Here is a 19015-nt window from a genome sequence, read left to right as displayed (position 1 = left end):
CAGTCGAACTAACCGGCAATCCCGCCGGATAACCAGAAAGGAAAAGCTATGTCCCTGAACCAACACGGTGCCACCGAGGCCCAGCCCTTGCACCAGGACAGCCCAGACGGGGCTGTCCGGGAGATCTACCCCGGCGCCAGTACGGCGCCTCGCATCAAGGCGCGCACCCGGCGGCCCCTCATGGCTTCGGAAGCCGGGATGGCGACAGCCGAGTATGCCATAGCCACGCTGGCTGCGGTCGGATTCGCCGGGCTCCTGGTGTTCATCCTGCGCAGCGACGAAGTCCGCGGCTTCCTGCTCAACCTGATCCGTACGGCGCTGGCCTTGCCGTGAGCCCGCTACCGCAGACCCCGCTGGCGGCGGCACCGCCGTCGGGCGCCGGACGCTCGGGCAACCGGACGGTGCAGCAGCGATCTGACCGTGGGGCGGGGAAACTTCACGGCCAGGGGAGCGCCGGCGAAAGGAACACCAGCGGCGCCGTGACCGCAGAATTCGCGGTCGCACTTCCTGCGGTCCTGCTGCTCCTGGCCATGCTGTTGGCGGGGTCTGCGGCGGGAATTACCCAGCTCAGGCTGGAGGAAGCGGCCCGGGCCAGCGCCCGGGCGCTGGCCCGGGGAGAGTCGCCGTCCGCCGTCGAGGGAATGGTCAGGAAGCTGGCGGGCGCTACGGCATCGTCGGCTGTGGTGGCTGACGGCGAATGGCTGGGCGTCACAGTGTCGGACCGCGTGGCCGGACCGTTTGGCACCGTGGTTCCGTGGACGCTGACGGCCAGGGCCGAGGCCCGGGGGGAAACGGCGGAATCGGCATCGTTTCAGCCCCGCGCCACGCCGGCCGTCTCCGGCCCAGGGGATGGCTTCGCAAAGCGGCACGCATGAGCCGGGGCAAAAAGCCGCGCGGGGAGCAGAATCCAGAGCGGGGCTCGGGCACTGTCCTGGCAGCCGGCCTCGGCCTGGTGGTCCTCGGGGCAATGGTCATGCTCCTCCTGCTGGCGCAGGCAGCGGTGCTGGCCTCAAGGGCAGCAGCTGCGGCCGATCTCGCCGCTCTGGCGGCCGCGGACGCACTGCGCGGTGTGTCAGCCGGGGAGCCGTGCCGGGTAGCTGCCGCCGTGGCAGCCCGGCACGACGCCATGCTGGTCAGTTGTGTCGAGGGAGGTGATCAGTCCGTCGAGGTCCGCACCGAGCTGGCGGCCGGCGCCGTTCTCGGCACGGCCGCCGGGCATGCCCGGGCCGGGCCGCCGCCCTAACGGCGGGAGCCCAAGAAACCGTGCTATAGGCCGGCAGACGCGCGGGGTGGTCCCGCCGCATGCTCCTGCGGCGGGCCTGCGGTCTCCGTGGCATCGCGCAGCAGGACGTCGATCAATGTCACGGCGGCGTTCTTATCCAGCGGGTTGTTCTTGTTCCCGCACTTCGGAGATTGAACACACGAGGGGCAGCCGGACTCGCACTCACAGGCCTCGATGGCGTCCCTCGTCGCGGAAAGCCACACCTTGGCTTTCTCGAAGCCCCGTTCCGCAAAGCCCGCGCCGCCGGGGTGCCCGTCGTACACAAATATGGTGGGAACCCCGGTGTCCGCGTGGATCGCGGTGGACACGCCGCCAATGTCCCAGCGGTCGCTCGACGCCACCAGCGGCAGCAGCCCGATGGCGGCGTGCTCTGCGGCGTGGAGGGCGCCCGGGAACTGTGCCTCGATCAGGCCGGCACCGGTGAGCGACCGATTGTCCATGACGAACCACACGGCTTTCGTAAAAAGCTCCCGCGCTCCGAGCTCCAGCGGTTCCTCGCCCAGGACCTCATTCGAAATCAGGGCCTTCCGCTGAAAGGAGACCACTTGAGTCGTTACCTTCACATCACCAAAATGCACAGCGACGTCCCCCCACTGGACCGACCGCTGCGTTTCGAGCACCTCAATCTGGGTTACGTCCCGGGCGGTGGTGTAGTAGTCGGGGTTGGCGCGGCGCACCACCACGCAGTGATCTGCCTCATTCAGGTCCTCCACCACATAGCTGTCGCCCTGATGGACGTAGATGGCGCCGGTGTGCGCCTGGTAGTGGGTCTGCGGTGAATCCATGGTCCCCAGCAGTGATCCCGTGTCCGCATCCACGATGCTCACGGGGCCTCCGCCGTCGGCCCTCAGGTTCACCATCCCGGCCGCGCTCTGGGAATGTGTCCAGAACCATCCTGCCGGGCGCCGCCGCAGGTAGCCCTGCGTTACCAGCTGTCCGAGGAGTTTCTCCGCCGTAGCACCGAAGAGGGGCAGCTCCGCCACGCCCAGCGGAAGCTCTGCAGCGGCGGCGCACAGGTGGGGACCGAGCACGTAAGGATTCGACGGGTCAAACACGGTCGCCTCGACCGACACGTCAAAGATGGCCTCGGGATGGTTCACCAGGTAGGTGTCCAGCGGGTCGTCGCTGGCCACGAAGGCGGCGATCGCATCCTGCCCGGCGCGGCCCGCCCTGCCGATCTGCTGGAAGAGGGATGCCCTGGTCCCGGGCCAGCCCGCCACTAACACCGCGTCAAGCCCCGAAATGTCGATGCCCAGTTCGAGGGCTGAGGTGCTCGAAATCCCCAGAAGCTGGCCTGCCCGCAACGCCTTTTCCAGGGCCCGGCGTTCCTCCGGGAGATAGCCGGAGCGGTACGCGGCCACTCTTTGGGGCAGGCTCGGATCAACCTCGTCCAGGAGCCGTTTGGTGATCGATGAGATGGTTTCCGCGCCCCGTCTGGACTTGATGAAGGCGATGGTCCGGATTCTGGCCGACACGAGGTTCGCGAGCAGGTCGGCGGTCTCGGCCACGGCGGTCCGGCGTTCCTTGGCGCCATTCTCGCCCCGCACTTCGGTGAGGGCGGGTTCCCAAAACGCCACCGTGGTGGCGCCGTGGGGCGAGGAATCCTCGGCGACGCCGCGGACGGGCGCGCCGATCAGCCGGCCAAAGGAGGTCTCGGGTTCCGACGCCGTGGCGGATGCCGCAATGAAGACGGGGCCGGGGAAGGACGTGCCCGCCCCGTAATAGGCGCAAATGCGCCGCAGCCGCCGCATCAGGTTGGCCACGTGGGAGCCGAAGACACCTCGGTAGCTGTGCGCCTCGTCCACGATCACGTAGCGCAGCCGGCGGAAGAACCCTGCCCACCAGGCATGGTTCGGCAGGATTCCGAAGTGCAGCATGTCGGGGTTGGCCAGGATAAAGTTCGCGTGATCCCGGATCCAGCGCCGCGAGGCCGGGTCCGTGTCGCCGTCGTAGGTTTCGGCCCTGACTGTCGGAAGCTTCAACGAACGGATGGCCGCGAGCTGGTCGGCGGCCAGCGCCTTCGTGGGGGAGAGATAAAGGGTCACGGCGCCGTCGTCGTGGATTTTTCCCGGTTCCGAGAGGACCCGGAGCTCGGAACGGTGGATCGCGTCCAGCGCCGGCAGCTGGTACGCCAACGACTTGCCGGACGCCGTGCCGGTGGCGATCACGACGTGCTCGCCACCATGAGCGATGTTGGCCGCCCGGACCTGATGACGGTAGGGCCGTTGGATGCCCAAGTTGCCGTACGCCCTCACCAGGTCGGGATGGGCCCAGTCGGGCCACGGTTCATGCACCGCGTCGCGGGCCGGGATGGTCCGCACATGCCGGAGCTGCTCCGGGTCCGGGCCGCGGCCCAGCAGGGGAATCAGCGAGTCATGGGGGTTCACCCCAACATTGTTTCATCCGGCCAAAAATCGCCGCCGGTGCACACGCCGCCGGTGCCTGTGCCTGCGCCGGCGCCGGCGCAAGCAGTTACCGTCGGCGCTGATCGCCGCCGGACCCAAGCCGAAGCCCGTCCGGAGCGGACCGGAAACCAAACAGAGGGAGTGGTCAGCTGACGGAAAGGTCGGCGCCCTCGTCGGAGGCGGAGAGCATCAGGACGTGGCACACCGAGGTCCAGCCAAGGTGTGAATACAGCTTCTGCCCGTCGAGGGACGCGAGCAGCAGGCCGTCCTCCACATCGTGCTCGAATGCCTGGGCGGCCAGCGCCTTCATGATGAAGCTGCCCAGCCCGCGGCGTTGGAAGTCCGGCTCAGTCACGATCTTGTCGAACACCGCGGTCCCGTTGACCACGAAGACCTGCCCGCTCGCCGCGAGCGTGTCACCGGAGCGCACCACCGCATGGTGCACGCCATTTGATTCAGTCGTTTCCAGCATCAGATCATCGTCGGATAGCCATGGATCCTCGGAGTCCTGGGTTTCCATGTCCACCACCATCATGGACTGGGACGCCGACGTGACGTTAAGGCCGTGCTGCTCTGCCAGGGTCTTGTAGCGAAGAACATCATTGGTCAGGATGGTCAGCACCCTCGCCGGAACCTCGACCGTCTTGGCGGCCAATGCAGCAAACTCAGCGTCGGAGGGGTCCGAGGCGAAATACTCCCAGTCCCCGGTGGTATCGGCACGCAGGGCGGCGGGGAACCGGCCCTCCGTGCCGGTCTCGTAGCCCCGGCAGCCGGCCCAGCCGGCTACCCAGACTTCGAGCAGATGAGTGATGTCTCCTACCATGGCTTCTGGCGTCATGTGTTGAGACTATTCCAGCGCTGTCACAAGCAACAGGGCTTTGGACGTTGCTTATGTAATTGTGATGGGCGGGGTCCGGCCGCGTCGCCGCCTGGCACCGGGCCCCCTCGCAGCTGCCCTTCGCCGGATGCGCGGCACCTCATGCTTGCGACCTTCACGCCCTTGATTCCTGAGGTTTCCGGGCAGCAAGTACCCTTAAATACGTGGCTTTGAACCGAATTGTGCTCTTTTACGGATTTACCCCGATCGCGGACCCGGATGCCGTCCGGCTCTGGCAGCGAGCCCTCTGCGAAAAGCTCGGACTGACCGGGCGCATCCTCATCTCCAAGGACGGCATCAACGCGACGGTCGGCGGCGAGTTGAACGCCGTCAAGCAGTACGTGAAGACCACCCGCGAGTACAAGGGCTTCCACGGCATCGACGTGAAGTGGTCCGACGGCGGTGCGGAGGACTTCCCGCGTCTGAGCGTGAAGGTCCGCGACGAGATCGTTTCCTTCGGCGCCCCCGGGGAGCTGAAAGTGGACGAGGACGGCGTCGTGGGCGGCGGAACGCACCTTAAGCCCGAGGAGCTCCACGAGCTGGTGGATGCGAAGAAGCAGAGCGGCGAAGAAGTGGTCTTCTTCGACGGACGCAACGCCTTCGAGGCGCAGATCGGCAAGTTCAAGGACGCGATTGTTCCGGATGTCGCCACCACCCACGACTTCATCAAGGAACTCGAGTCCGGCAAGTACGACGCCCTCAAGGACAAACCGGTGGTCACCTACTGCACCGGCGGCATCCGCTGCGAGGTCCTCTCCAGCCTCATGGTGAACCGCGGCTTTAAAGAGGTCTACCAGCTCGACGGCGGCATCGTCCGGTACGGCGAAACGTTCAAGGACCAGGGCCTTTGGGAAGGCTCACTGTACGTCTTTGACAAGCGCATGCACCTTGAATTCAGTGAGGACGCCACAACCATCGGCGAGTGCGTCCGCTGTGCCGCACCTACGAGCAAGTTTGAGAACTGTTCCAACCCCAGCTGCCGGACGCTCACCCTGTACTGCGCCGCGTGCGCCTCCAGCCCGGAGACCCTGCGCTGCCCGGACGGCTGCGCCGCCTGACCAATCCGGCTTCCGGGACTTACACGCCCCTCGTGCGCCGCCGCGCAGGAGCGCCACCGCGCCGCCGCGGCGGAGCGTCCGATTCCGTCAGATCCTGCTGATGCGGTAGGCGAAGTTTGCGTCCGCCCTCGCCTCCACCGTCATCCGGAGCACGGAGTCCTTCGAAAGGTGCACGACGTTCACGCGCGACGTGCCGCACCTGAGGCTAAGGTCAACGAGCGCGAACTCGGTGTCGCGCACCGTGAAGGAGACTCTCCGCTCGCTTCGGCAGGCGAGCGTGAGGGCGTACGTGCCGCTGGGCAGCTGTCCCGTGGACTCAGTCTCCTTTTCGCCCCCGTCGATTGTCCCGTACTCGGTATCGAAAACCTGTCCCTCGGCGTCCGGCAGCACCTGCTTGGCCCACGCGTCGAGCTCGGAGCCAGTGACGGGCCGGTTTTCGAGGGGATCCCGCGGTATCGCGGCGTCCGTCACCACAGGGGAATCGGGGAGCTCGCCGCGGCCATCATCGTAACTGTATTCACATCCAGTCAGGGCGGCTGCAGCGGCCAGCACAGCGGAAACCACGACGGCGGCTGCCGGGGTCCGCTGTCGCGGAACGCGCGGTTCCCGCTCGACGAGACGATGCGCGGAGGCCATCCGCACCGTGGGCATAGTCCGACTTTAGGCCTGCGGGCGGCCCGGGGCCAGAGGGCTGAATCAGCACCTGACGGCACGGTCATGTTAGGCGGATTTCGCCGAGGCTCCCCGCGCCGGGGCTTGGTTCCCGACTGGCTCCTGGCTTTTGTCATCAGCCCCTTGGGGCCTGACACTTGGAGCCAGGAATTGGGAGTGGGAATCTGGCTCGCCGGCTAGTGCAGAGGCCGCTTAGGGCCGGTCAGGCTTCGGGCACCGCGACGGAACGCAAGCTACTGGGTTGGGACCAACTGGTACGCGTAGATAAGCGGCGCGTCAACGCTGGACGTGGCGATCTCCACCGGCCCGGTTTCCGGCACCGTGATCTTCACCGTTTCGCGGCTGCCGTTGCACGCCGCGCCAGCATCCATGAGTTCTTTACCGGCGAGTGTCACGGCGAAGAACGCCTTGCCGCCACCCTCGCAGGTCATGGCCAGCGTGTAGCGGCCTGCCGGCACATTGGCTGCCTCGCGGATAATCCGGTCACGGTTGAGAATCTTGCCGGCATCCTCGAGTACGGCGCCGCTGACGGACGGCAGCGCCGTCGCTTTCCATGCGGGCACGTCGGCGTTTTCGATCGAAACGACGGGTGAGCACGCGGACACCGCCAGCAAGAGGAGGGCACCTGCCGCGGCACCGGACAGGACACGGGGCATCGCAGGAGATCGTTCAGCCATGCCTCCAACTTACCTGCTGGGGCGCAGCCCCATCGCCGCTCGCAGGGGCGGGCCCCGGCCCGGCCGAGCCGCCCCACAGCTGCGCTGGCCCGGCCGGTCCTGGCCCACATCGGACGCTAGCCCGGCCGGACGGGGCGGGGGGCAGGGCGTGCGTGTCACCGCCCGGCATGCCGCGCTCCCACGAAAGAGACAAGTCTGTCTGCCTCCGTCAGGACCTTCGCCATGCCTGCCGAACTGGCGAAGACCCGCTCGCCACGGGACTCGAGCCGAACCGGAATGACGTCCGCGCGGGCTGCGGGTCCGGGCTGCGGAGGATGCGCTGACGGCCAAGGCGTGTGGCCTGGCGCTGCGCTCGGTTCGTGGTCGGCGCTTGCCTCCGAAAGCGTCAGGGCATCGATCTTGGCGCCGCCGATCTTGTCCAGCATCTGGTAGTCCTCTTCGGTACAGAGGTCGCTGGCTGCCAGGTGCTTGAGCGTGACCAAGCCCACGACGGCCCGGCTGAAGTCACGGTCCATGGCGAGGTCGATGGCCCACTGCGTCCGTTGCCACCACTGGTCCCGGCGGTCCGCTTCACGCCGCTGGGCCAGGGTCCGCCACGCTATCCATCCGGCGATAATTGCCGCAACCAGAGTGCTGAGGGGTGCGAATGCGGCCACGTACTGCAGCCATCCGGGATCGGCCGCCGTTGCCTGGGTTCCGAGCATGGCCCCACTTTAGCCTCCCGCTCCGACAAATAGCCCCGACAAAAGCACCGACAAAAAGCACCCGTCAATCGGGCCCGCCAGCAGGCCCCAGCCAGCCAGCCAGCCCAGCCGGCCACGCCCGGCCGGCCACGCCCGGCCCCGACCGCCACTCTTACCCCGCATCCCAGCCGGCCACGCCCGGCCGGCCATCCGGCCCCGACCGCCACCCTTACCCCGCACACACCCTGATCCGGTCCGGCACCGGCCAGCCGCCGGGCCGCCTGACCCCGCCGGCAGAACCGACGCCCGGGATCCGAGCGCCGGGCACGGGAAATAGACTTGCCCGGTGACTGAATCGACGCACTTCACGGCCGGCAACACCCCCGATGCACCCCGCAGCGACCTCCCCGACCTCCTGGACGCCCTCGCGTCCGACCTGCGGGATGTCGGCTACACGCTGGACGGTGTGGCCGACCTGCTCGGCGCGTCGGCGTACTCGGCACTGGGCCGGGACCAGCTGATTCCCGCGCTCATCGTCACCGAGGCGGCCACCCACGGTGAGCAGCGCGAAGCGGCGCTCGCCGCCGTCGTGCGTTTCTGGCTCCTGGCCGTCCCGCAGGACGCGGGGGCGCTGGATGCCGCCCTGCCGCGCGTCCGGACGGAAGGGCTCCTGACACTGGGGCTGGCCGAAGCCGCGGGGAGCCGGATCGCGGCGGCGGCGGACCTGCGACCGTATGGCTGGGAACCCGCCGCAGGGGAGGGTGCCTCCGGCAGCGGCGGCGCTGAACTCTGGGTGGCCAGCGACCTCGCCGCGCACCAGGCCCCGGGCGTCCTGCGGCACGACCACGTCCTCGGCATCGGGCAGGCCTCCACCACCTTGGTGCAGACCACCATCCGGCGCCATGCTGCCCGCGCCCTGGACCTGGGCACCGGGTGCGGCATCCAGACCTTCCACCTCCTCCATCACAGTGATCACGTCACAGCGACCGATATTTCGGAGCGTGCCCTCGCGTTCACTCGCTTCAACCTCCTGCTCAATGCCGAGGCCCTGCATGTGGATCGGGCTCAGCCCGAGGACCGGGTGAGCCTGCGCCTCGGATCCCTGCTGGAGCCCGTGGCGGGCGAGAAATTCGACCTCGTGGTGTCCAACCCGCCGTTCGTCATCACGCCGCGCAGCACCGGGGAGGCGGCGGCGGACCAATTTACCTACCGCGACGGCGGCCTGGCCGGGGATGACATCGTGGCGTCGCTGGTCCGGTCCCTTCCCGAGGTGCTCGCCCCTGGCGGAACAGCCCAGCTGTTAGGCAACTGGGAGATCACGGCGGGCACTTCCTGGGAGGAGCGGCCGCAAAGCTGGGCCAGTCCGGACACGGACGCGTGGTTCATCCAGCGCGAGCAGCTCGGCCCTGAGCAGTATGCCGAGACCTGGCTGCAGGACGCCTCGGAAAGCCGGGACCGGCGGCACTACCAGGACGCCTACGCCGCGTACTTGGACGACTTTGCCTCGCGGGATGTGGGCGGGGTCGGATTCGGAATGATTTGGCTGCGGCGGCCTGCCGGGGGAGAGCGGAGGGTCTGCCGGTTCGAGGAGATCACCTATCCGATCGAGCAGCCGGTGGGCCCGCACCTTGGCGCTGGCATCGACCGCGTGGACTGGCTGGCCGCCAACGACCTTCCGGCGGCCCACCTGCTCGTGGCTGACGATGTTACCGAGGAGCGCCACCAGCGCCCCGGTGCCGAACATCCCGGCGTCATCCTGCTGCGGCAGGGAGCCGGACTCCGCCGGACCAACCTCCTCAGCACCGAGCTGGCCGGCTTCGTGTCAGCATGCGACGGCGACCTCTCCGTCGGGCAGATCATCGGCGCCCTTGAGGCCCTGCTGGGCGGGGCGGACGGGTTCGACGGCGATGCCTTCCGCGCCGGGCTGCTGACCGAAGTTGCCAATTTGGTCCGCGACGGCTTCCTGCTCCCGGCCGACGGCGCCTAATACGGCTGGCTGCGTTAGCTGGCTGCCGCTAGTCCCATGGCGACCGAAGGCGCATCCATGGTGAAACCGCAGACGCAGCGGTAGGTGATCACGTCTTCTGCCGCCGGGCCCTTCGGCAAGCGGCGGGGGCCGTCAACATGGAGGGCCTTGTCCAGGGGCACGCGTTCCCGGTCGACGCGCTGCATCGGCTTGCGGCAGTGCAGCCGCGTACTAAAGGTGGCCAGCAATTCGTCATCGACGGCCGCCCAGGCTACCTTGCCTGCGCCGTTCCCTTCCGTGGCAATGGCGGTGGCCGCCGCGAACACATCTTCTTCGAGGGTAATCATGGCTGTCCTTTGGGCTTTTCACAGGACCGCCGGCTTTGGCGGTCCTGCCGCGAACTGCTTGCGGGAGGTCTGCTTACCCAATAAGCAAAGCATGCTTAGTATTTTTGCGGCAAACCGGAAGCGTCTAGTCGCCGGCGGTTCATCCTGCCCGCCCTGCGTCCCGGCGGCAATGTCAAACATTTCTTTCATAACGCATTTCTGCTGGGTAAACTGGAAATGTGAGTACTGAGACGCCCCCCGCGGAGCCGGCATCCACGATGACTCCCGGCGAACATCAGGGGTTAGCGCGCACGCCACGCCCGGAAAAGCGCCCGGAAAAGAAAGTGGAGATCACCGACCCCAAGGCCATCCGGGCGCTGGCCCATGCCGCACGCCTCGAAGTGATTTCCGAGCTGTACTCCACCCAGTCCAGCCGCACGGCCACCGAACTTGCCCAGCAGACCGGGCTGACGCCGAGTGCCATGAGCTACCACCTGCGTGCCCTCCGGAAGTGGGGGATCGTGGTGCCAGCGGAGACCGCCGGCGATGCCCGCGAGCGCCGCTGGAAGGCTGCCGGCACGGACTTCGCCATCAATTCGGGCGGGCGTGTGGCCAGCCCCGAGTTCGCGGTGATCGACCTCGAGTTGGACGCCTTCCGCCGCCGCGCCCGCGCCTACGCCACGGTCCGGAACGAGCAGCGCCAGCGCGGCGAGGCTCCCGAGGCGTCGTCGGCGGTGGTCCTGGCCAGCAACCTTCTTTACCTGACGCCGGGTCAGCGCAGCGAACTCACCAAACGGGTCTTCGAACTGCTGCGGGAATACGAACTCGAAGACCCGGACGCCATCCCCCCGGAGGCCGAGCGGACGGCCACGATGTGGTCCATGATTCCAGACGACCGCCACGTTGCAGGAGCTGCCCGGAACGGTGCATCCGGCGGGAGTTAAGTAAGCCCGCTTGGCAGTGACGGTGGCCACCTCTTTTCCACATGACTGCGCATGATTCTCCAAAATATGGTGAACTAGGCCAATATGGGCTCATCTGCCCGAGCAACCTTTTTCTGTAGGAGCACTGTGCCAAGCAAGGCCAAAACCGGCAAGAAACTCGTGATCGTGGAGTCTCCGGCCAAGAGCAAGACCATCGCCAAGTACCTGGGCGAGGGCTTCATTGTTGAGGCCTCCATCGGTCACATTCGCGACCTGCCGCAGCCGTCGGAACTCCCCGCTGAGCTGAAGAAGACCTCCGTGGGCAAGTTCGCCGTCGACGTCGAAAACGGCTTCAAGCCGTACTACGTTGTGTCCCCGGACAAGAAGAAAAAGGTGGCCGAACTCAAGGCCCAGCTCAAGGACGCCGACGCCCTCTATCTCGCAACCGATGGGGACCGCGAGGGCGAGGCCATCGCGTGGCACCTGCTGGAGGTCCTGAAGCCCAAGGTTCCGGTGTACCGGATGACCTTCGGTGAAATCACTAAGGAAGCCATCCACCGCGCCATGGACAACCTGCGCGATGTCGATGCGGCCCTGGTGGACGCACAGGAGACCCGCCGCATCCTGGACCGCCTCTACGGTTACGAGATTTCCCCGGTGCTGTGGCGCAAGGTGGCGCGCGGCCTGTCCGCCGGCCGAGTGCAGTCCGTGGTGACCCGCATGGTGGTTGACCGCGAGCGGGAGCGCATGGCCTTCAAGTCTGCGTCCTACTGGGACCTGACCGGACAGTTCGGTGCCGATTCCGGCTCCTTCAAGGCCAAGCTCGCCGCGGTTGACGGCGCCAAGGTCGCCACCGGCCGTGACTTTAACGACGACGGCGAACTCACCTCCCGCAATGTGGCCCACCTCAACGAGGAACTCGCCACGTCCCTGGCGGCAGCACTGCAGGACGCCGATTTCCGCGTCCGCTCCGTCGACACCAAGCCCTACACCCGCCGTCCGGCCGCCCCGTTCACCACCTCCACGCTCCAGCAGGAGGCGGGCCGCAAGCTGCGCTTCTCGTCCAAGAGCACCATGCAGGTTGCCCAGCGCCTGTATGAAAACGGCTACATCACCTATATGCGTACCGATTCTTCGGCGCTGAGCGACGAGGCCGTCACGGCCGCCCGGCGCCAGGCCTCCGAGCTGTACGGTCCCGAGTATGTTCCGCAGTCGCCCCGCGTCTACACCAGCAAGGCCGCGAACGCGCAGGAGGCCCACGAGGCCATCCGTCCCGCCGGTGACTCCTTCCGCACCCCTGCGCAGGTTGCCAAGCAGCTCAGCGGCGACGAATTCCGGCTGTACGAGCTGATCTGGAAGCGCACCGTGGCCTCGCAGATGGGCGACGCCAAGGGATCCACGGCCACCATCCGGTTGGGTGCCGTGGCTTCCGACGGCCGCGACGCGGAGTTCTCGGCCGCCGGCACCGTCATCACCTTCCCCGGTTTCCTCGCCGCCTATGAGGAAGGCAAGGACGAAAGCCGCGGAGACGACGAGTCCGAGGAAGCGCGCCGCCTGCCCAACGTGGCCAAGGACGACTCCCTCACCGCATCGGACATCATCGCCGTAGGCCACGAGACCTCGCCGCCGCCGCGCTTCACCGAAGCCTCCCTGACGGCCGAGCTGGAAAAGAAGGGCATCGGACGCCCGTCCACGTACGCGTCCACGATCTCCACCATCCAGGACCGCGGCTACGTCCGGAAGCAGGGGTCAGCCCTGGTCCCCAGCTGGATCGCATTCTCCGTGATCCGGCTGCTGGAGCAGCACTTCACGGATTACGTGGACTACGAATTCACGGCAGACATGGAAGGCGACCTCGACAAGATCGCCAACGGACAGGCCGTGGGCGCCGCCTGGCTTAAGCACTTCTACTACGGTGAAGACGCCGATCCGGGCCTGCTGAGCATCGTGAACAACCTGGGCGAGATCGATGCCCGGGAAATCAACTCGGTGCCCATCGCGGACGGCATCACCCTGCGCGTCGGAAAGTTCGGGCCCTACCTGGAAAGCTCCGTCCCCACGGTCGATCCCAAGACCGGCGAGGTGGTGGAATCTGCACGCGCCAACGTTCCCGAGGACCTTGCACCGGATGAACTCACCGCCGCCAAGGCCGTGGAGCTCATGGAAACCGCCGCACCGGAGGAACGGGTCCTGGGCGCCGACCCGCACACCGGGCATACCGTGGTGGCGAAGAACGGACGCTACGGTGCCTACGTCACCGAGGTCATCCCGGAGATGACTGAGGAACAGCTGGCCAACCAGCCCGTTGAGTACTACAAGAACGGCAAGCCGAAGCCGCCGAAGAAGCCCGTCAAGGCCAAGCCCCGCACCGGTTCGCTGTTTGCGTCGATGAGCGTGGACACCATCACCCTCGACGAGGCGCTGCAGCTGATGAGCCTTCCGCGGGTCCTGGGACAGGATGCCGAGGGGAACCCGATCACGGTGCAGAACGGCCGCTTCGGCCCGTACCTGAAGAAGGGCACGGACTCGCGCTCCATCGGCTCCGAAGAGGAAATCTTCACGATCACGCTGGAGCAGGCGCTGGAGATCTACTCCCAGCCCAAACAGCGCGGTGCCCGCGCCGCTGTGCCGCCGCTGGCGGAGTTCGGCCCGGACCCGGTCTCGGAGAAAAACATCGTGGTGAAGGAAGGCCGTTTCGGCCCGTACATCACCGACGGCGTCACCAACATCACCGTGCCCAGGAGCACCTCGCTGGAGGAACTGACCCGGGAACAGGCCGTCGAACTCCTGGCGGAGAAACGGGCCAAGGGCCCGGTCAAGCGCACCACCACGCGCAAGGCCCCCGCCAAGAAGGCAGCGGCCAAGAAGTAAGGTCAGGGCGGCTGGGTGGCGATCGAAACCAAGGACTGGACAGGCTCGACCCGCGCTCAGGGGCGGACTTCGGCGCGGGTGCACCCGGCTAGGAATTGCGCCGCTGTGCTCAACGTGGTCGAGTAGATACATGACTGAACAGCTTGGACCCGCAGACACCACGCCGCTGAACGACCTCGAGGAGAAGCTGGCCCGCGGAGACCAGCCGGACGCCAACCCGGTGGACGTCATCCTCTCCTTCCTCAACAACGAGGTCTACATCATCAGCTCCGACACCCTCGAAGGCGAAGACTCCCAGGTCGAGCCGCTGGTGCTTGGTAACGCGGAGGGCCAGCCAGTCCTGGCCGTCTTCTCGCACCCGAGCCGCGTCGATGAGCAGTACCTTGAAGCTGCCCCGAACGTACTGGGCACCCAGGGCGCGGCCATCATTGCGAACATCGGGGACGAACTCGGCATGGTCATCAACCCCGGCGCAGCGTACGGCTTTGAGATCAACCCGGAAGGCATCGCCAACATCAAGCGGGACTTCAAGCGCGCCGACGAAGCGGACGCCAACCCCGCCGGCCTCGAAGGCGAATAGCCCGGCCCGGGAAACGGGACCGCCGAAATGTGATGGCCCGGTTACACCTCCTGCTCCTCCGCGGGGAATAATGGCAGGATGCGGCTAGGCGTCCTCGATATCGGGTCCAATACTGTCCACCTCCTGCTCGTTGACGCCCATCCCGGCGCGCGGCCGGTACCTTTTGCTTCACATAAGCGGCCCCTGTCGCTCGTGCAGTACCTCGACGGCGACGGCAACATCACCGACGCCGGGCAGCATGAGCTGACGGAATTCGTCCTAGAAGCCTGGGAGTTCGCCGCGAGGCACAGGGCGGACGACCTTCTCGCCTTCTGTACGTCCGCTATCCGCGAGGCCACCAACGGCCCCGCTGTGCTGGCTCGCGTCAAGCACGAAACCACAGTCACCCTGCAGGAACTGACCGGCAGCGAGGAAGCGTCCATGACGTTCTTCGCCGTCCGCCGCTGGTACGGCTGGGGCGCCGGGCCCATCCTGAACCTGGACATCGGCGGCGGTTCCTTCGAAATGGCCTCCGGCCAGGACGAGCTGCCGGAACTGGCCACGTCAGTGCCCTTGGGCGCCAGCCGCCTCACACGGGACTGGCTGCACGAGGATCCGCCCTCGGCGAAGAGCGTGAAGGAACTCCGGCGCTACATCCGTGCAACGCTCAAGCCTGCGGTCCGAAGCTTCGACGCGATCGGCCGTGCCAACCTGGTGGCCGGGACATCCAAGACGTTCCGTTCGCTGGCGCGGATTGCCGGTGCTGCGCCTAGCGCGGCCGGCCCATACGTCAAGCGGGAACTGAACGCCACAGACCTCGGAATCTGGGCACAGCGGATTTCGGCCATGAAAACGGAGGACAGGCTGCACCTGCCGGGAGTATCTGAGGCCCGTGCCAACCAGCTCCTCGCCGGGGCGCTCGTGGCGGAGGCGGCGCTCGAGCTCTTCGAATTCAAGAAGGTCAAAATCTGCCCCTGGGCTCTCCGTGAAGGCCTCATCCTACGCAGGCTGGACCAGCTGGTCTTTGACGGTCCGCTGGAACCGGCCCCGCACGTCGGGGCCCAGCAGTCCGACGCCGCCCAGCAGTCCGACGCCGCCCAGCACGCGGCGACGCTGCCCGTCATCTGAATGGATGACGCCGTAAACGATGACGGCTAAAACCAGTCGTCTTAAATGAGGAAGCGCCGGACGGTTTCGCAGAAGAAGCTGGGGGAACACTCCTGCAACCGACCGGCGCCGCGCCAGCCCCTAGGGACCGGCTCCATCACTCGCACCTTGTGAGGCGTTAACGACTCTAACGGCCGAGCTTGAGTGTTTGGCGGGTTTTTCCTGAGCGCCCGCTGGGAATCCTTCCGTGCTGGCTGGGCACTTGATACGCACGCTGATCTGATCCCCGCGTGCGCACGTTAAAAAGCGAAGGCACCGACGGCCTGCTGCAGGAAATGGGTAAAACTGCTGCAGGCCGTCGGTGCCAGGCAAACATCCCCATGCTTGCCTCATCACTTCACTCGCACCCTCAATGAGGTATAACAAACCTAGGGCCCAATGTTGTGTGAAAGCTTCGGCCAACATGTGAGCTTCCTGTGAATGGGATAGGCCTGCATCGCGGACCGCGAACTGCAATGATGGAGCCATGAGCAACCGAATCGCATTCCTTGGCTGTGGATCAATGAACGAGGCCATCATGGGCGGCCTCCTGGAAGCGGGCACAAACCCCATGGAGGTAGTGGCAACGGTCCGGCGCGCTGAGCGGGCCGCGGAGCTGGCCCAGCGCTACCACGGCATTACCGCCATCGCCGGAGAGGAAGAACCTGACAACAACAAGCAGGCGGCGAAGGGATCCGGCGTCGTGATTCTCGGCGTGAAGCCGGTGGGCATTACCGATCTGGCCCGCGAAATCAGTGGCTCCCTCTCCCGCGATGCGATCGTCATCAGCGTGGCAGCCGCGGTTTCCATTGCCCAGCTTGAAGCTGCCCTCCCGCCCGGCCAGCCCGTGATCCGGACAATGCCCAACACTCCCGCGAAGCTGGGCCGCGGGGTGGTTTCCGTGTCGGCAGGCACCAACTGCACGCCCGAGCAGCTCCAGCAGGCGAAGGATATCCTCTCCGCGGTGGGAACCGTCGTCGAGATTCCGGAAGAGCAGGTGGACGCCCTGTCCGCCATCAGCGGCTCCGGCCCCGCCTACGCGTTCTACCTGGCGGAGGCCATGGCGGCTGCCGGCGTCGAGCTCGGCCTGGACGAGGAACTCTCGCTCCTGCTGGCACGCGAAACCGTTGCCGGAGCAGGGCTCATGCTGGCGGAACCCGGCGCCGTGCCGGCCGTCCTGCGCAAGGCAGTGACCAGCCCCAACGGCACCACCGAACGCGCCATTGCCACGTTCGATGAGCGCGGCATGCCCGCAATCATCGCGGCCGGCGCACGTGCCGCGGCCGACCGCGCGGCCGAGATGACGAAGCAGCTGGGCTAAGCGAAAAGCCCCACAACGCCAGAACCCCACAACGCCAGAACCCCAAGACCCGGGCACCACGGTGCCCGGGTCTGTCTAGGGGTGTAGGAGGCTGCCGGAGTGGCGGCCGGTTACGGCCGGGCGGCGAAGCGCTCCAGCAGGTCCACGTGCCCCGAGACGATCAGCATGTCGCGGGCGGACACTTTGGTTTCCGGGCGGGCATAGGTGAAGTCCTCGCCCGGCGACTTCACGCCCACGATCGTCACGCCGTACTTGGAACGGACCTTGGATTCCTCAAGCGTGAAACCTACGGTTTCGCGCGGCGGGTACATCTTTACGATCGCGTAGTCGTCCTCGAACTCGATGAAGTCCAGCATGCGCCCGGAGACCAGGTGCGCGGCCCGGACACCGGCGTCGGCCTCCGGATAAATGACGTGGTTGGCGCCGATCCGGGTCAGGATCTTGCCGTGCGAGGGGGTGATCGCCTTGACCCAGAGGTGCTCGATGCCGAGGTCCACCAAGTTGACCGTGATCAGTACGGAGGACTCGATCGACGTGCCCACGCCCACGACGGCGGAACTAAACTCCTGCGCGCCGAGCTGGCGCAGGGCGTCGATGTTGGTGGCGTCCGCCTCCACGACGTGGGTGAGGACGGGGGACCACTTCTGCACGAGCGTGCGGTCGCGCTCGATGGCCAGCACTTCGCGCCCCTGCTTGACCAGCTGCTCCGCGGTGGCGGAGCCGAAGCGGCCGAGCCCGATCACCAAAACCGGAGCATTGTGGGCGGGGCGGTTGACGGCGCCTGACGTACTAGCCAATGATTGGCCTCTCTTCCGGGTAGTGGTACAACTGGCTGCGCTGGCGCAGGGCAAGGGCAGCTGCAAGCGTGACGGTGCCGACGCGGCCGGCGAACATCAGGGCGGAGAGAACGTAGACGCCCGACGGCGGCAGCTCGGCACTGAGGTTCGTGCTGAGTCCCACTGTGGCGAAGGCCGAAATGGTCTCGAACAGCACACGGTCCAGCGATGCTCCGCTGATGTGCAGCAGCAGGAACGCCGAGACGGACACCAGCGTTGCTCCGGCGACGATGACCGAGATGGCCACGCGCATGGTGCCCTCGGGGATGGTCCGGCCGTAGACCTTGACGTCCGCGTCGCCGCGGGCCTCCGCCACGATGGCCAGGAACATGACGGCGATGGTGGTCACCTTGATGCCGCCGGCCGTGGATGCGGAGCCGCCGCCGGCGAACATGAGGGCGTCCGTGAGGAGCATGGTGGTGGACTCCATCTGGTTCTGGTCCACGAGGTTGAAACCGCCCGAGCGCGTCATCACGGAGGCGAACAGCGAGTGCGTGATCTTGTCGCCGATGTCCATCCCCCCGATGGTCCGGGCGTTGTCCCATTCCATCAGCCCCCACAGCAGCGTCCCGGCGGCGAGCAGGATGAACGACACCTGGATGGTCAGCTTGGTGTGCAGGTTCCAGCGCTTCCAGTTGAGGCCGTTCTGCTGCAGAACCATGACCACGGGGAAGCCGAGGCTGCCGAAGAACACGCCCAGCATGAGCGGAATGAGGATCCACAGGTCTGTCTCATAGGGGACGATGCCGTCCGAATGCGGCGTGAAGCCGGCGTTGTTAAAGGACGAGATCGAGTAGAAAATGCCGTGCCAGACGGACTGCCAGAAAGGCTCGCCCAGGGTCAGGAACCGGGGGATGAGAGCCAGCGCCAGCACGGCCTCGATGATGACGGACGTGGTGATGACGATCCGCAGCAGCGTGCCCACTTCACCCAGGCGGCCGGCGTTGTTCATGGCTTCCTGGGCGATGAGCTTGCCGCGGACGCCGAGTTTCTTGCTCACCATCAGGGCCAGCAGCGATGCCAGCGTCAACGTGCCCAAGCCTCCGACGAAGATGCCGATCAGGATGATCAGCTGCCCGAAGAAGGACCAGTGGACCGCCGTCGACACCACAGTGAGCCCCGTGACGCAGACGGCGGAGACAGCTGTGAAAAGTGCCTGGTGGATCGGCGTGAAATCGCCCGTGGCCGAGGCGGCCGGCAGCGAGAGCAGCCCGGTGAACAGGACGATCACCACAACGAAGGCGCTCAGGGCGAGCCGGGCGGGCGAGGTGTTGGCGATGTCATCGATGAAGTCGCGCAGCCGTGTGAAAATCCAGAGGCCTTCGCGTTCGGGTGCGGCAGGCTGCCAGCTCGCCGGGCTCTTTGACCTCGACTGGCTTTGCGTCATGGGTGGCTTATCCTAGGTTGACTCTG

The 19015-nt window shown here is 66.5% G+C and carries 18 protein-coding genes; 10 read left to right on the top strand and 8 right to left on the bottom strand.

Going from position 1 to position 19015, the window contains the following annotated elements:
• Positions 1 to 48: 48 nt before the first annotated feature.
• The 3 genes from CXQ90_RS18200 to CXQ90_RS18190 are packed head-to-tail and all read left to right on the top strand — an operon-like array spanning position 49 to position 1243.
• Entirely contained in the window at positions 49 to 333 is a 285-nt protein-coding gene (locus tag CXQ90_RS18200; RefSeq protein WP_104140763.1) for a DUF4244 domain-containing protein, read from the top strand.
• The gene (locus CXQ90_RS18195) at positions 330 to 875 is read left to right on the top strand and encodes a TadE family type IV pilus minor pilin (protein ID WP_308470562.1); all 546 of its coding nucleotides are present in this window, start codon (positions 330 to 332) and stop codon (positions 873 to 875) included. Before CXQ90_RS18200 ends, CXQ90_RS18195 begins: the two co-directional genes overlap by 4 nt.
• Positions 872 to 1243, top strand: a complete 372-nt coding sequence (locus CXQ90_RS18190) for an Rv3654c family TadE-like protein (RefSeq protein WP_104140761.1) — start codon at positions 872 to 874, stop codon at positions 1241 to 1243. Before CXQ90_RS18195 ends, CXQ90_RS18190 begins: the two co-directional genes overlap by 4 nt.
• A 23-nt stretch (positions 1244 to 1266) precedes the next feature.
• Here the strand turns inward: CXQ90_RS18190 and CXQ90_RS18185 are convergent, their stop codons facing one another.
• Positions 1267 to 3669 carry a DEAD/DEAH box helicase gene (locus tag CXQ90_RS18185; RefSeq protein WP_104140760.1) on the bottom strand — a complete coding sequence of 801 codons (2403 nt, stop codon included), beginning with the start codon at positions 3667 to 3669 and terminating at the stop codon, positions 1267 to 1269.
• A 163-nt stretch (positions 3670 to 3832) separates the two neighbouring features.
• Positions 3833 to 4525 carry a GNAT family N-acetyltransferase gene (locus CXQ90_RS18180; protein WP_104140759.1) on the bottom strand — a complete coding sequence of 231 codons (693 nt, stop codon included), beginning with the start codon at positions 4523 to 4525 and terminating at the stop codon, positions 3833 to 3835.
• Between the two features lie 203 nt (positions 4526 to 4728).
• Here CXQ90_RS18180 and CXQ90_RS18175 point away from each other — a divergent pair, with 203 nt between their 5' ends.
• Positions 4729 to 5622, top strand: a complete 894-nt coding sequence (locus CXQ90_RS18175) for a rhodanese-related sulfurtransferase (RefSeq protein WP_104140758.1) — start codon at positions 4729 to 4731, stop codon at positions 5620 to 5622.
• Between the two features lie 87 nt (positions 5623 to 5709).
• Here CXQ90_RS18175 and CXQ90_RS18170 read toward each other — a convergent pair whose 3' ends face one another.
• From CXQ90_RS18170 to CXQ90_RS18160, 3 genes are all read right to left on the bottom strand, one after another.
• On the bottom strand, positions 5710 to 6273 hold the full coding sequence (locus CXQ90_RS18170; protein ID WP_104140757.1) for a hypothetical protein: 564 nt from the start codon (positions 6271 to 6273) through the stop codon (positions 5710 to 5712).
• Between the two features lie 254 nt (positions 6274 to 6527).
• Positions 6528 to 6971, bottom strand: a complete 444-nt coding sequence (locus CXQ90_RS18165) for a hypothetical protein (RefSeq protein WP_104140756.1) — start codon at positions 6969 to 6971, stop codon at positions 6528 to 6530.
• 155 nt (positions 6972 to 7126) lie between these two features.
• The gene (locus tag CXQ90_RS18160; RefSeq protein WP_104140755.1) at positions 7127 to 7675 is read right to left on the bottom strand and encodes a hypothetical protein; all 549 of its coding nucleotides are present in this window, start codon (positions 7673 to 7675) and stop codon (positions 7127 to 7129) included.
• A 325-nt stretch (positions 7676 to 8000) separates the two neighbouring features.
• Here CXQ90_RS18160 and CXQ90_RS18155 point away from each other — a divergent pair, with 325 nt between their 5' ends.
• Complete coding sequence (locus CXQ90_RS18155) at positions 8001 to 9641, top strand: methyltransferase (RefSeq protein WP_104140754.1); 1641 nt, start codon at positions 8001 to 8003, stop codon at positions 9639 to 9641.
• Positions 9642 to 9655: 14 nt separating this feature from the next.
• Here CXQ90_RS18155 and CXQ90_RS18150 read toward each other — a convergent pair whose 3' ends face one another.
• On the bottom strand, positions 9656 to 9967 hold the full coding sequence (locus CXQ90_RS18150; RefSeq protein ID WP_104140753.1) for a hypothetical protein: 312 nt from the start codon (positions 9965 to 9967) through the stop codon (positions 9656 to 9658).
• Positions 9968 to 10224: 257 nt separating this feature from the next.
• On the opposite strand from CXQ90_RS18150, the gene CXQ90_RS18145 reads away from it, so the two are divergent.
• From CXQ90_RS18145 to proC, 5 genes are all read left to right on the top strand, one after another.
• Entirely contained in the window at positions 10225 to 10890 is a 666-nt protein-coding gene (locus CXQ90_RS18145) for a helix-turn-helix transcriptional regulator (protein WP_104140752.1), read from the top strand.
• Positions 10891 to 11016: 126 nt separating this feature from the next.
• Entirely contained in the window at positions 11017 to 13740 is a 2724-nt protein-coding gene (gene topA, locus CXQ90_RS18140; RefSeq protein WP_104140751.1) for a type I DNA topoisomerase, read from the top strand.
• 130 nt (positions 13741 to 13870) lie between these two features.
• Positions 13871 to 14320: an SseB family protein gene (locus CXQ90_RS18135; RefSeq protein WP_104140750.1), complete on the top strand. Its 450-nt coding sequence runs from the start codon at positions 13871 to 13873 to the stop codon at positions 14318 to 14320.
• 78 nt (positions 14321 to 14398) lie between these two features.
• Positions 14399 to 15427 (top strand): Ppx/GppA phosphatase family protein, encoded by a 1029-nt coding sequence (locus CXQ90_RS18130; RefSeq protein ID WP_104140749.1) that lies wholly within the window; start codon positions 14399 to 14401, stop codon positions 15425 to 15427.
• Between the two features lie 505 nt (positions 15428 to 15932).
• A complete protein-coding gene (gene proC, locus CXQ90_RS18125) occupies positions 15933 to 16766 on the top strand; it encodes a pyrroline-5-carboxylate reductase (RefSeq protein WP_104140748.1) in 834 nt (277 codons plus the stop codon).
• Positions 16767 to 16876: 110 nt separating this feature from the next.
• Here proC and CXQ90_RS18120 read toward each other — a convergent pair whose 3' ends face one another.
• Together CXQ90_RS18120 and CXQ90_RS18115 are read right to left on the bottom strand one after the other, a co-directional pair.
• Entirely contained in the window at positions 16877 to 17563 is a 687-nt protein-coding gene (locus CXQ90_RS18120) for a TrkA family potassium uptake protein (protein ID WP_104140747.1), read from the bottom strand.
• Positions 17556 to 18989, bottom strand: a complete 1434-nt coding sequence (locus CXQ90_RS18115; protein WP_104140746.1) for a TrkH family potassium uptake protein — start codon at positions 18987 to 18989, stop codon at positions 17556 to 17558. Before CXQ90_RS18115 ends, CXQ90_RS18120 begins: the two co-directional genes overlap by 8 nt.
• Between the last annotated feature and the right edge of the window lie 26 nt (positions 18990 to 19015).

Origin of the sequence: Arthrobacter sp. ZGTC131 (assembly GCF_002929275.1) — a bacterium.
Lineage (GTDB): Bacteria > Actinomycetota > Actinomycetes > Actinomycetales > Micrococcaceae > Arthrobacter.
Note: the sequence above shows the minus strand (reverse complement) of the source record. Positions and strands in the feature narration are given on the sequence as shown.

What these genes read in the sequence shown, in the direction of transcription:
- CXQ90_RS18200 (WP_104140763.1), top strand. Translation starts at nt 49, where the DNA reads ATGTCCCTGAACCAACACGGTGCCACCGAGGCCCAGCCCTTGCACCAG.
- CXQ90_RS18190 (WP_104140761.1), top strand. Translation starts at nt 872, where the DNA reads ATGAGCCGGGGCAAAAAGCCGCGCGGGGAGCAGAATCCAGAGCGGGGC.
- CXQ90_RS18160 (WP_104140755.1), bottom strand. Translation starts at nt 7,675, where the DNA reads ATGCTCGGAACCCAGGCAACGGCGGCCGATCCCGGATGGCTGCAGTAC.
- proC (WP_104140748.1), top strand. Translation starts at nt 15,933, where the DNA reads ATGAGCAACCGAATCGCATTCCTTGGCTGTGGATCAATGAACGAGGCC.
- CXQ90_RS18170 (WP_104140757.1), bottom strand. Translation starts at nt 6,273, where the DNA reads ATGCCCACGGTGCGGATGGCCTCCGCGCATCGTCTCGTCGAGCGGGAA.
- CXQ90_RS18130 (WP_104140749.1), top strand. Translation starts at nt 14,399, where the DNA reads ATGCGGCTAGGCGTCCTCGATATCGGGTCCAATACTGTCCACCTCCTG.
- CXQ90_RS18145 (WP_104140752.1), top strand. Translation starts at nt 10,225, where the DNA reads ATGACTCCCGGCGAACATCAGGGGTTAGCGCGCACGCCACGCCCGGAA.
- CXQ90_RS18165 (WP_104140756.1), bottom strand. Translation starts at nt 6,971, where the DNA reads ATGGCTGAACGATCTCCTGCGATGCCCCGTGTCCTGTCCGGTGCCGCG.
- CXQ90_RS18135 (WP_104140750.1), top strand. Translation starts at nt 13,871, where the DNA reads ATGACTGAACAGCTTGGACCCGCAGACACCACGCCGCTGAACGACCTC.
- CXQ90_RS18180 (WP_104140759.1), bottom strand. Translation starts at nt 4,525, where the DNA reads ATGACGCCAGAAGCCATGGTAGGAGACATCACTCATCTGCTCGAAGTC.
- CXQ90_RS18150 (WP_104140753.1), bottom strand. Translation starts at nt 9,967, where the DNA reads ATGATTACCCTCGAAGAAGATGTGTTCGCGGCGGCCACCGCCATTGCC.
- CXQ90_RS18115 (WP_104140746.1), bottom strand. Translation starts at nt 18,989, where the DNA reads ATGACGCAAAGCCAGTCGAGGTCAAAGAGCCCGGCGAGCTGGCAGCCT.